Source organism: Rufibacter sp. JT20002 (genome assembly GCF_056491185.1).
Genome location: NZ_JBSZJY010000001.1, coordinates 1,666,077 through 1,678,505 on the forward strand (window position 1 = coordinate 1,666,077; position 12,429 = coordinate 1,678,505).

Annotated in this window: 8 protein-coding genes; all 8 read right to left on the reverse strand. The window is 50.7% G+C overall.

The window, feature by feature from the left end; translation table 11 throughout:
- Nucleotides 1-193: 193 nt before the first annotated feature.
- Nucleotides 194-4,279: a hybrid sensor histidine kinase/response regulator transcription factor gene (locus tag ACW9SV_RS06565; protein WP_479555940.1), complete on the reverse strand. Its 4,086-nt coding sequence runs from the start codon at nt 4,277-4,279 to the stop codon at nt 194-196.
- A 369-nt stretch (nt 4,280-4,648) separates the two neighbouring features.
- Nucleotides 4,649-5,887, reverse strand: coding sequence for a DUF2264 domain-containing protein (locus ACW9SV_RS06570; protein WP_479555941.1), 1,239 nt, complete (start codon nt 5,885-5,887; stop codon nt 4,649-4,651).
- A 275-nt stretch (nt 5,888-6,162) separates the two neighbouring features.
- Nucleotides 6,163-6,465 carry a hypothetical protein gene (locus ACW9SV_RS06575; protein ID WP_479555942.1) on the reverse strand — a complete coding sequence of 101 codons (303 nt, stop codon included), beginning with the start codon at nt 6,463-6,465 and terminating at the stop codon, nt 6,163-6,165.
- A gap of 141 nt (nt 6,466-6,606) precedes the next feature.
- A complete protein-coding gene (locus ACW9SV_RS06580; RefSeq protein ID WP_479555943.1) occupies nt 6,607-7,221 on the reverse strand; it encodes an RNA polymerase sigma factor in 615 nt (204 codons plus the stop codon).
- 379 nt (nt 7,222-7,600) lie between these two features.
- Nucleotides 7,601-8,815, reverse strand: coding sequence for a DUF4861 domain-containing protein (locus ACW9SV_RS06585; RefSeq protein ID WP_479555944.1), 1,215 nt, complete (start codon nt 8,813-8,815; stop codon nt 7,601-7,603).
- 223 nt (nt 8,816-9,038) lie between these two features.
- A complete protein-coding gene (locus ACW9SV_RS06590) occupies nt 9,039-9,830 on the reverse strand; it encodes a gluconate 5-dehydrogenase (protein ID WP_479555945.1) in 792 nt (263 codons plus the stop codon).
- Nucleotides 9,831-9,841: 11 nt separating this feature from the next.
- The gene (gene kduI, locus ACW9SV_RS06595) at nt 9,842-10,684 is read right to left on the reverse strand and encodes a 5-dehydro-4-deoxy-D-glucuronate isomerase (RefSeq protein WP_479555946.1); all 843 of its coding nucleotides are present in this window, start codon (nt 10,682-10,684) and stop codon (nt 9,842-9,844) included.
- A gap of 91 nt (nt 10,685-10,775) precedes the next feature.
- Complete coding sequence (locus ACW9SV_RS06600; RefSeq protein WP_479555947.1) at nt 10,776-11,855, reverse strand: LacI family DNA-binding transcriptional regulator; 1,080 nt, start codon at nt 11,853-11,855, stop codon at nt 10,776-10,778.
- Nucleotides 11,856-12,429 lie beyond the last annotated feature (574 nt).

The window sequence follows — 12,429 nt, forward strand, 5'->3', positions numbered from 1 at the left end:
GTTTGACAATTCCTTAAGCGGGATTTTAGAACGGCAGACCTGAGTGATGATAGCACCTTCTCACCCGTTGGGCAGTGCACCTACTCGCTTGCTTTTCTATGTCAAAGGAACAGCATCCTTCCTCATTTGAGAGGTGACAAACTGTTATTTAAACAGGGGTATATGTGTATTTTTATTAAAAACACCCTGTTAATCAGGAGATATCTGCTGTTTTTACAAATTCAGAAGGGGTACATCCAAATTCCTTGGAGAAGCACTGTCTGAAGTACTTATCATCATTGAAGCCCACCTGACTGGCCACTTCAAACACTTTGTACTTGCCTGTTCTCAGCAGCCTGGCCGACTCCTGCAGCCGCAGGGTGCGCAGGTACTCCACGGGAGAGGCCCCGGTGAGCAGTTTAATTTTCTTATAAGCCAAAGACCGGCTCATGTTCAGGGCCGCCGCCAGGTCATTCACGTTGAATTCAGAATTCTCCAGGTTCTCTTTTAACACCTCATAAATGCGTTTCAGGAATTGCTCATCTACTGAGTTGGATTCCGCTACGACCTGCTGGGGTTGAGGCGTGTTGATGTTGAAAAGATTGAGGTAAAATTTCTTGAGCTTCTCCTGAGACTCCAACAGGTTTTTGATCTTGATCTGTAACAGTTCGGGGCTGAAAGGCTTGGTCAGGTAGGCATCGGCTCCGGTGTCCAGCCCTTCTTTGTGGTGGGCAAAAGCAGTGCGTGCCGTCAAAAGCACTACCGGGATATGGCTGGTTCTGATGTTCGCCTTCAACTCGCGGCACAGTTCTATCCCGTCCATGACCGGCATCTTCACGTCGCTGATGATGATGTTAGGATGGTGGGCCAGCGCGAGCTCCAAGCCTTCTTTGCCGTTTGCTGCTTCTATGATGTGGAAATGTTCGCCCAAGTAGTATTTCAGGAGCTTTCTGATGTCTTCCTCATCTTCCACCACCAATATCTTGCGCTGTCCTTTTTTAGGGTGATTTTCCGGAATCAGGCCAAAATCATCTTGCAGGGAAGAGACCTCGGGCTTGGCTTCTGGTAACAAAGGAACGGCTTCTGTACTGACAATAGTAGAAACGTCCACGTGCTCCATTCCCAAAGGAATCTTAAACCCGAAGGTGGCGCCGGCACCTTCCTCGCTCTGTACAAAGATGTCGCCTTTGTGCAGCAACACCAGCCTTTTAGCCAGCGCCAAGCCCAATCCCGAGCTCATGGGGGTGACAGGATCGCCTTGGAAGAACCAGTCAAAGATGTGCTTTTGCTGACTTACAGGCACGCCCCTTCCATTGTCCTTCACCTCCACGGTGGCGAACCCTAAACCTTGAGAAGAGCTTTCTACCGCAAGCGAAACCGTGATGCGGTTACCCTGCCCTAGATACTTGAACGCGTTGGACAGCAGGTTACTTAAGACCATCTCCAACTTTTCCCGGTCAAACCAAACCAGTACCGGAGCCTCGGGCACTTCTAACCGGTAATCAATCTGTTTCTGGGCGGCCAGTTCCTGGAAGGAGATGTAGGTTTCCTTCACAAAACTCACGAGGTCTTCTTCCTGCACTTTCAACACCAAGCTACCCGCTTCCGCTTTCCGGTAATCCAGCAACTTGTTGATCAGGGTCAGGAGCTTATGGGCATTCCGGAAAACCATTTGAAGTTTCTTGCCCGTATCGTTAGAGTTTTCCTTGTTGATCAGGTCTTCCAAGGGGCCCAGCATCAAGGTGAGCGGAGTCCTGAACTCATGTGACACCTCGGTGAAAAAACTCAGTCTTTCCCTGGCGATGCGACGCTCTTTGCGGCTTTGGGCTTTGGCTACCATCAACTTCCGCCGAAGCTTCCGTTGCCGGGCCACAAAATAATACACCGCGAACCCAAGAGCGATGGCGAGGATCAAGTACAGGCAGTAGGCCCAGATGGTTCTCCAGAAAGGCGGCAGCACCACTACTTTCAAGGAAGTAAACTCCTCCTCCCAAGCGTTCTCCTGATTGGAGGCCTTCACCTGAAACGTATACGTACCCGGACTCAGATACCGATACGTAGCCGAGCGCTGCTGCCCCACGTAGTTCCAGTCCTTGTCAAAGCCCTCCAGCTTGTAGGCATAGCTGTTCTTGGCAGGATGCGCATAGTCCAAAGCCCCGAATTCCAGCATGAACACAGATTGGTCGGGCCGCAAAGTAAGGGTTTGGTTTTCCTCAATAAGTTGCCCCTGCTCCTGCGGGTTGTCTGGCTTGTTGAAAAGTTGCAGCCCGGTGATCAGGACCTTGGGGGCAGAAACCGATTCCTTGATCTGGCCCGGGTAAAACAGATTCAACCCTTTGGTGCCCCCAAATCCCAGAAGGCCTTCTTTTTTGTCTACCAGCACAGATCCCGGGTTAAATTTTCCGCTCTGCAGGCCATCGGCTAGGCCGTAGTTGTACAATTTCCCAGATTGGGCGTCTATCTTGGTCAGGCCGCGGTTGGTGCTTACCCAGATATTCCCGATGACGTCCGCCTGGATCGCATAAATAGTGTTATTGGCAAGGCCATCCTTTTCCCGATACTGCTGGATTTTGTTTGTAGCCAGGTTGTACTTAAACAAACCATCTTCCTCGGTACCAATCCAAAGATTTTGCTTTTGGTCTACGAAAAGCGCCAAAACCACCTCACTGGAGGGATTCCGTTCCTTGCCAACCACATAAGAAAACTTCTTGAAGGTGCGCTTCCCAGGGGAATAGCAACTTAGCGCTCCACCGTAGGTACCAATCCATAACCGGCCTTGCTTGTCCTCCGCTAAGGTTCTTACATCATTAGAGGAGATGCCGCTATTACCTGTATTGAAGTTCTTGAACGTTTGGTTTTGCGCGTTGAAGAGACTTAAACCGCCGCCATTGGTGCCTACCCAAAGGTTCTTTCTGGAATCCTCAAACAAGGCGCGCACATCGTTGCCGCTTAAAGAATGGACGTTAGCCGGGTCATGTTGGAAGTTCAGGAAAGAATCGGTTTCTTTTCTGTACAGGAACAAGCCTTTGGAGTAGGAACCGAACCACAGGTTCTGCCTAGAGTCTCTTAAAGCACTGAGAATGGCATCATCGGTTAACCCTTTCCCGGTCTGGGAACTAGTGTAATGACTGAGGACCTTGCCTGTCTTGTCGCTTTTGAAAATCCCGTTGCCATCCGTTCCAAGCCACAGGTTCCCTTCCAGATCGGTACTGATGCCATAGTAGCGAAGCTCCGTTGGAACAGGGGTGCCAAGCTCATTGGGGGAAAGGCGGAATTTGATGAACTTCTCCTTTTTGCTGGCCACCATTTTGATGCCATCGCCATAAGTGCCCACCCATATGTTCTGATCCTTATCTTCAAAAAGGGCTTGCACCGACCGCTGGGTGAGCAGCCGACCGTCTTTCCCCTGCACCTCTGTGAAAAGAACATTCTCCGGACCGTTGTTTCTCAATTGGCGCAGGTCTAACTGGTAAACCCCGCCGTCTTGCAGGCCTACCCACAGCATCCCCTTGCTATCCTCTAACACCGAGAGCACAATGGTGCTGTTCCTGAAGTATTTATTACCGATGAAGGGAGTGATGCTTTTTGTAGCTCTGGAATAAAGGTACAGGCCTTTGGCAGTCCCCAGCCAAACATTACCGGAGCGGTCTTCATAGATACAGGAGACGTTCGCCCTGGATAGACCCTCCGCAACGGGAAGCGAAACTTTGCCCTGAGGAGCGCCCTTTTTTACCTTGTACACGTGCACGCCGCCATCCTGGGTCCCAATCCAGAGCCAGCCTTTGCTGTCTTCGTGCAGGCTGATGATCTTGTCGCTGGATAGCCCAGGCAGCTTTTTACTTGGATAGGCAGTGAATTGGTCTTTCCCTCTATGGTAGAAGGAAACGCCTCCTTTGTAGGATGCCACCCACAGATTCCCCGACCTTGATTCTGCGATGTCACTTATGTCATTGCCCGCGAGGGAACTTTTAGAGCCTGGATTGTAACTATAGTGCAGGAAAGCTTCTCCTTTGTCATTGAAGCGGTTCAACCCATGGCGGGAGGAAACCCAAACGATTCCTTTGGAATCAGTGAATACCTTGCGGATGAAGTTTCCGGTTAAGCTACTGCTTCTGGCGGGGTCATATTTGAAAACCTTGAACGAGTAGCCATCAAAGCGATTCAGGCCGTCTTCGGTGGCAAACCACATCAGGCCCCGTTGGTCCTGGCTGATGCTGGTGACAATGCCCAGGGACAACCCATCCTCTACCCCAAACTGCCGGATGATGTTTCCGGGCTGGTTTGGCAAAAAAGAAGTCAAAGGAAGAGCCATCCCTAGCAACAAGAACAGCAGTAGTGCTCTCAGACCTAAGGACAACCGTTTCTTCTGGCTCCTGACACTATGTTTTATTCTGTTTCTCAATTCAACAACTTCCAACCTTACATTCCTGGAACTACTCCAAAAGCCACTCTCCCAACTTCCTTCTCTTCATCGCTCCTCCATTCTTTGGCATATGGAAGTTTACAAAATAAATCATGCTCTGCAAGCCGCTCCCAGAAGAACAAAGCGAGTTCTTAGAAGGATTTCAGGCCTATTTTCAGGAAAACCGCCTCGAAATAGCTAATAATTTGCGTTCCAATCGCTTTTCACCTCTGATATTTTTCTCCGGAGCAGAAATAAGTCAAGAACTTATTTCAACTCCAGTGCATGGTCTGCCGGCACCGGTTGCCCGCTCCAGGCTTTTACAGCGGTCCAGGGAGCAGCTGGGGAGGACCAGAAGGCGTCTGTCTCTGGCAAGCCTAGGGGCAGGAAAATAGTGGCGCACAAGTAGAGGCTCCCGGTGGTGATGTAGAAGTCTGCCACGTCTGGTTGCTGCCCGTACAACCCGATGTTCAGCCAGCCCTCTTTGGTGAAGGTAGAGGGTGCCTCCATTGTTTTGTTCAGCACCGCGGTTAAGGCACTCCTTACCTGGGCAGGGTTCAGTGATTCTGGTAATTGCTTCCGGTAAGCCATATCGGCGAGGTGATGGAAAGCCCCTCCTCTGTAGGTAATAGACCGCCCGATGACCGGAAAACTGCCGTCGGTATGGATCATGCGTTCCTGAAGCTCGGCGTACCGTTGGTTTATTTTAAGCAGGTTGGGGGCATACCAGTTGTAGCTTTTCTTTTTCTCGTTGACCACCCGCACAATGGTGGCCAAATACGGCTGAATGACATAGCTGTTGTAGTAATCCTGCGCGAAGTTCATCCCATCTGAGTACATGCCATCACCCACATACCAATGGTTAGCAAACTCCCTTACCCCGTACTCAATGCGTACAGGATCATACTCCAAGCCATACTGGCAGAAGAAGGTTTCTATCATGCCGGTGAACAGAACCCAGTTGGAGAAAACCGGCACGGTACCGCGGGTGGTTCTGAAAGCCGTGATCACCTGCTCCTTCACCGGGGCATCCAGGTTCTCCCACAACCAAGGGCAACGCACCAGCCCAAGGGCCAGAAAAGAAGCGTCTACCAGGGGTTGCCCGCCGTTCCATTGCATATAGTCTTTTGCCGCAGGGTTCACGGCGTTGGCTATCCCTTTCAGGGCCCATTGCCGGTACTGGGCTCTGAGCGCCACTTCTTCCTGAGACCCGCCTTCGGTGTTTAACCAGGGACCTATGCCGCTCATGACCCGGCCAAACGCCTCCAGGTACGACACTTTCTCCCTAGAGCTTTTATTGTCGATCTTGTTGGAGAGGGCCACCGGCATTTTCTCCTTTAGCCGATCCTCTGCCAAGTTGGACAGCACCGGCCGCGCGACCCTGTCCAGGTGTTGGAGCCAGACCTTTCTATCGGTGGCTTTCTGGGGCTTTTTCTTCTGCGCCTCGGCAGGCACCACAAGCAGGGAAAGGATTAGACTGGCAAGCGCCAGTAACTTACATTTCATCAACAGAGAACCTTTATATATACGTAATATCTTACCAAGCCGCCCACTAAAAAAGTAGCGGGTGCCCACCCTTGCTTTTCAAGCCAGGCAAGGCACCCGCCCCAGTTTTCGCACATGAAGGACGGTGGGTAGTTCTGCTTTCTCTGGCCAGAACATGGCCTAAAAAGCGCTCTACCACAAAATCATCTCCCTAAGGAACAAAGGCTTTTCCGGCAACTGGGGCAAGGTTATCATTACCTACCTAAAAAGGGCCTGCTGGAAACATGAAGGCATTGCTACAGCATTGCCCTGGTTTGAGTCTGCTCAGAGTCCAGGGGAAGCTCCGCGGAGGCGGACTGGTTTATTTTAGCCCATAAAGCGGCCACCCGGTCTTGGGGCAGCTGAACTTGCTGGGTATTCAACTCCAGCACCTTTTCTCTTGCCTGCGCTATCACCACGGCCATGCCTGGGTGCGCTTCAACAAACTTCTTCCAGAAATCCCGATCAGCATTTGTCTCTTCTAACACCCAGCCCCAAAAGGAACTATCCTCCACAAAATCCTCAGAAGAGTAATGGCTATATTCCTGAAATTGATCCATCACCAAATTTAACGCCTTAGTTCTACTTACCAAGAGCGGCCTTTGGCAATAATTGGACAGCGTTTGGCAACTATTTTCAGAAAAGAGACCAAAAGCCAAGCCTTCTCCTGAAAACAGCCGCTAGTTCGCAGCACACCAGGCTTACCCCAAGTGCAGGTTCTTGACGTTTTTCCGTAGCGCCAGCAAGCCCCGGCTAACGAGTTTATAGACATTGTCAATGCTCATATCCATTGCCGCGGAGATCTCCTGAAAATTGAGGTCTTTGTAAAATTTCAACAGAATCGCTTTTCGCTGATTCACCGGCAACAAAAGCAAGCCCTTCTTGAGGGAGGCTTTCTGCTGCTCCTTGCTTTGGGCTGTGACCAACACGTCCTCCATGGAGGCATTTACCTCAGAACATAACCTGTCTATCTCCTGAAAATCGTCTACGGCCAGCTCTTTTCTTTTCTGCACCTCTTTGTGGATTCTCCGCTTGAGGGAGGCGTACAGGTAAAATCTGACCGAGGAGGGCAATGACAAGTTTTCCCGGTTTTTCCAAAGATCCAGGAACAACCCATGGATGCAATCTTCCAGCAGGGCCTCATCGTCTGAGTACTTACGCCCATAATTATAGATTACCTGGACATAGGTTTGGTAGAGCTGAGCGAAGGCATCACTGTCACCGGCCTGGAAACGTTTCCATAATTCTGTCTCAAAAGCATCTTTCGCCTGAACGGTAACCTGAAGTTGGGGGGAAGAGGTAGAAATCACTTTCATAGGTTTAATTATTCAAGTTTCTGGAAACGTTTCCATAAAGAGCTTAAAAATTAGCAATAGCTTAGTTGGCCATTGCATTTCATGAGCACCTTTGAGGATTTGATATAAAACTAGTTTTCTTTTGTCATTTATGCAATAGGTGTTAAAAAAACATTTATTCTTTTTCAGGTTTTAAATTCGGTGGGTACATCAAAGGGCTTTCACAGACTTCTGTTACTTCCAAGACCTTAGGGAATTGTAGTGATTGCCTTAAGAGAAGTAGTTTCCATAAAGGCAATCGCCTCTGTTTTGGGTCTCTCCTCTAGAGAAGGAGCCCAAAACAGAGGCGATTGCCAAGAGTACTTTCAGGTTTTTACATTACCCTAGCGTAACTAACAATTTAAAAGGAGACTTCCAACGGGGAAGAGATACGTTTGGCAAAATTGGCCAGGTAAGCATCCCATTCCTGCACGGTTTTAAACTGCCCGCTTTTAGCCCAGCCAAACCCCGCGTAATAGAGCACCTTTTCCTCTTTAGGCGAGGCCATGACGTATAAGTGGCTCATGTCTTTTGTTTTCACCCGGTGGTCTTTGAAGGACTGTACCGCCGCTGGGGTCATGACAATTCCCGTACCCAGGTAAGAGTCATCCATGGGCTCCCAGTAGCGGAACCAACCGGCCTCTTTGTTTCCATTCACTTCGCCTTTCTTGTCGTGCAGGGTGATGCCGGCGGTCACGTTAGGTAGTGGCTTGTCGCTCTTCACAGATACCTCAAAGCGAGTCATGTTGCTTCCCAGATCCAGGCTGATGGTCTTTTTCTCGGTGACGGTTTTGCCGTTGGCTTGCCAGGGAGCATAGGTTAGCTCAAACACTGTCCTGATGGGACCATCGGCTATTTTGCGGTAGCTTGTGAAGTTTCTGGAGACATACAGAGAATCGTTTTCCCAGACACCTATTCCACCAATACCCCTGCTAGGCCCCACGTGGTACGGGTCGTAGCCTTCTCCCCTGTCGGTGTGGTAGTAATTGGAATTGGTCTGATAGCCTTTGTACCAGGCATCGATAATTGAGTAATTTACGCGCTTTAACCAGGCATCCATCCCGCTGGTCAGGGTTCCGCCGGCAACGCCCTGCTCTACCATTTGTTGCGCCACGGGCCCGTAGGTCCGGAAGGCAACCCGGTCATTCTCCCAGGTATAGTCATCGGTGCGTTCCGGCACAAAGCGGGAATACGTTCTCACGTCGCTCTTCGGCTGAGAGGCGGCTCCGTTGGAGGTGCCTTGCACATAGAACTTCCGGGTGGCGTTGGCTTTGATATCGGTTTGAAACAGGATTTCATCAATGGTCCCGTCCAGGTTCTGATCCATCGGCTGGCTCACCAGAACTTTCCCAGTTTCGGCGTCCTTGATCAGGAGGTTCTCGGCCCCAAATTGTGTCACCAGAGCCTTCACCCTGGAAACAGGCACCGAGATGGTTTCGGAGGGGCGGTCCAGGTCCAGGCGGTTTTTGACGGTGATGGTATGCGCCCCGGGCATTTTCTGGCAGGACGCCAACAGACCGGTGGCCAGTAACAGCCCGGCCCAGGCGGTTTTCTGTACTTGTAAGGATATGACCATTGTCATCTAAGGTAATGTTTGCTTTGTTTCAGCGGAAAGCTATTGGAAAGAACGCTTCCCTTTCACAAGCTCCCTCGAAATAGTTAAGGTTGTATAGCCTCCTTCGGTTCCTGAAAGAAGCCCTGGGTATTGGTTTGCGCTTAGGCATTAGGGGAATCAAAGCCTGCGTTTTGAGGGTGTTTTGGGGAAAACAGGCCTAAAACGCCCCAGTGCTTGGGTGTCGCTACTCGCCCATCGGTTTCCCGATGGTAGCCAGGATGCCTCCGTCTACGTACAGGATTTGCCCGTTCACGAAGTTACTGGCCTGCGAAGCCAGGAAAACGGTGGCGCCGCCCAATTCATCGGGGTCTCCCCATTTGCCGGCGGGGGTACGGTTCACAATGAACTCATGGAAGGAATGGCCGTCTACCCTGAGGGGTGCTGTCTGCTCTGTGGCAAAGTATCCCGGCCCGATTCCGTTGATTTGTATCCCAAACTTAGCCCACTCGGTGGCCATATTTTTGGTGAGCATCTTCAGGCCTCCTTTGGCGGCGGCATACGCCCCCACGTTCTGACGGCCCAACTCACTCATCATGGAGCAGATGTTAATGATCTTGCCGCTGCGGCGCTCTATCATGCCTTTTACCACTGCCTGCGTCACAATGAAGGGTGAGGTTAAATCCACGGTGATGACTTCCTGCCAATCCTCCAAGCTTATTTCTGCCAGTGGGATGCGTTTAATGATTCCGGCGTTGTTTACCAAAATATCAATCAAACCTACCTCCTGCTCTATCTGGGTGACCAGTGCCCGAACCTGTTCCTGATTTGTGACATCGCACAGATACCCGTGCGCTGAAAGTCCATCGCTCCGATACGTTTGCACCGCCCGGTCTACTTTCTCCTGGGAAGAGTTACCGTTCACCACAATGGTGGCCCCGGCCTGACCTAATGCCCTTGCCATGGCCATGCCCAAACCGTGGGTACCACCCGTAATCCAGGCTACCTTGCCGGTCAAGTCAAATTGCTGTAAAATCATAGAAACTGGCGTTATCTTAGGTCTGTGTTAAGGCAGGCATCCATGTCTGAGTAGTCCAGGTTCTCCCCGGCCATGCCCCAGATGAAGGTGTAATTGGAGGTTCCGGCACCGGAGTGGATAGACCAGGGTGGTGAGATCACAGCTTGGTCATTCTGCATCCAGATATGGCGGGTTTCCTGGGGCTGGCCCATGAAATGGCACACCGACTGCCCTTCAGGGATATCGAAATAGACATAGACTTCCATCCGACGGTCATGGGTGTGCGCTGGCATGGTGTTCCAGACGCTGCCACTTTCCAGTTCGGTCATGCCCATCTGCAATTGGCAGGTTTGGATGACGCCGGCAATCAGTAGCTTGTTGATGGTTCTTTGGTTGGCGGTTTCCTTGGTTCCCAGTTTCACCACTTCGGCGTCTTGCCGGGAGACTTTTTTGGAAGGGTACGTCTGGTGCGCTGGCGCCGAGTTAAGGTAGAACTTGGCGGGCCTCTCTGTCTCTTGACTCTGGAACGTCACCTTCTTCACGCCTTTCCCCAGATACAGGGCCTCCTTGTACTGTAACTCATAAGTAGTCCCGTCGGCCTCCACGGTTCCTGTTCCGCCAATGTTAATGATACCCAGTTCCCTCCTTTCCAGAAAGTACTCTGATTTGAGAGGTTCTATGGTGTCTAGTAAAACCGTCTGGTTCACCGGCATAACGCCCCCGGCGATGTACCGATCATAATGGCTATAGGTCAACTGAAACTTATCTGCCTGAAAAAGATTCTCGATCAGGAAGTTCTGGCGCAGGGCTTGGGTGTCCATGGCTTTGGTTTCAGCAGGACTCACCGCATAGCGCACATCATATTCAATGTTCATAAAGATTTGGTTGAGGGAAACTATGGAAACGTTTACATAAGGAGGCGCTTCTTACGACACGCCTCTTTATGGGGTGTTTTTGGGAAATTGGTTATAAAACGAGTTGGTGGTCTGCAGAAAGCGGCGCGGGGAGGTCTTCCCCATCTTCTGCCCCGGTAGATTTGCGGGTTTTGACCTCTACCGGAGTGGTGAGGGAAATGTAGTTCTCATCATGCTTGATCTTTTTCTGTATCAAATCCATCATCAGCGCGGCTGCCTGCTCCCCTACCAAGTAAGGAAACTGCTCTACGGAGGTAATGGAGGGCTCGATGATCTCAGACCTTGGATCATTTGAATAGCCGGCCACCTTCAGCTGACCCGGAATCTCCACCTTGTGCTTCTTGGCGTACTCCACCACGGCAATGGCCGCCGTGTCATTACAAGCGAAAACGGCATCGGGCAGGGTGGCTGCCGTGAAAAGGATTTCACAGTCAAGCAGGGTGTTTTCCTTGGTCAATTCATGAAAGAACAACAGATTTTTCTCTATTTGGGCGCCAAACTCATTCATGGCGTCTCGGTAACCCGCGAACCGGTCTCGGTAGATGCTGCAACTGAGAGGACCTCCAATATGGGCGATGCGGCGTGCGCCTTTTTCCAGCAGATGCCGCGTGGTCTGGTATCCGCCCTGGTAATCATCGCCCTGGATTTTATGCACCGGATAGTTTAACGGTACCCGGTCAAAGAACAGCAAAGGGGTATTGGCGTTGGTGAAGACATCAAAATGGGAGAAATCCTCGGTATGCAAGGTGGTGGACACAATCAGCCCCTCTACCCGGGCGGCGTACATGGCATTCACCAGTTGTTTCTCCAGTTTCACCGAGTCATTGGACTGGCACACCATGAGGTTATATTCATACTCCTGCAGCTTGTTCTGGATGGCGGTAATCACCGTGGAGATGAAATACATGGAGATCTTGGGCACAATCAGCCCGATGGTGCGGGACCGGTTGTTGCGCAGGCTGGCTGCTACGGCGTTGTGCCGGTAGTTGAGTTTCTCCACCGCTTCCCGTACTCGCTGCTTGGTGCTTTCGCTTTGGTGGGGGTGGTCGTTTAAAGCCCTAGAAACGGAAGAAATAGACATCCCCAGCTCGGCAGCTATATCTTTGATTGTATATTCAGGGCGTTTTTTCATGTAATCTTCTTCAATACGTATATCTCTTTCCGGCACCTTCCCTTTCCCATCGCCAGGAATAAACTTAAAGAAAGCGAGGGACTTCTCCTTGAATTTCCCTCCGGAGATTTCAAACTAGGAGGCCTTTATCCGGTATCTCGCCTTTTTTCCTCTTCTTTCCTTACTAGCACACCTGAAATGAAGTAGAGTGTACCGCGGCCTTATCCCGAAGGTTCTTTTTGGCTTCTTCCTCTATATTTCTTGTGACCTAAGATCAGCCACGTGAATCTTAGTCTGCCCAAGACACCTTTGCCTCTTTTGGATCGGTTTAGGCAAAAGACCCACTTAATAGGATAGCCTTTCGTCCTCCTGTTACTAGAGAGGCAAAGCAGGCAGATTAGACAAAGTACTCTTAAAATTTTACTTCTCCGAACTGGATAGACCTTTAGCAGAACACACCCCTGCTGCTTAAAGGATGATGCAAATGCAACGTATAAAAAAGGAAGAATGCTGGTAAAAGCAGATGCCCCAAAACCTACATAGCAGTGGGGGCAAAAAAGATGCGGCAAAGCAAAGGCCCGCCTAAAACTTGTTT

Coding starts and splice junctions, on each gene's coding strand:
- ACW9SV_RS06585 (WP_479555944.1), bottom strand. CDS start 8,815: ATGGTCATATCCTTACAAGTACAGAAAACCGCCTGGGCCGGGCTGTTA.
- ACW9SV_RS06580 (WP_479555943.1), bottom strand. CDS start 7,221: ATGAAAGTGATTTCTACCTCTTCCCCCCAACTTCAGGTTACCGTTCAG.
- ACW9SV_RS06600 (WP_479555947.1), bottom strand. CDS start 11,855: ATGAAAAAACGCCCTGAATATACAATCAAAGATATAGCTGCCGAGCTG.
- ACW9SV_RS06590 (WP_479555945.1), bottom strand. CDS start 9,830: ATGATTTTACAGCAATTTGACTTGACCGGCAAGGTAGCCTGGATTACG.
- kduI (WP_479555946.1), bottom strand. CDS start 10,684: ATGAACATTGAATATGATGTGCGCTATGCGGTGAGTCCTGCTGAAACC.
- ACW9SV_RS06570 (WP_479555941.1), bottom strand. CDS start 5,887: ATGAAATGTAAGTTACTGGCGCTTGCCAGTCTAATCCTTTCCCTGCTT.
- ACW9SV_RS06575 (WP_479555942.1), bottom strand. CDS start 6,465: ATGGATCAATTTCAGGAATATAGCCATTACTCTTCTGAGGATTTTGTG.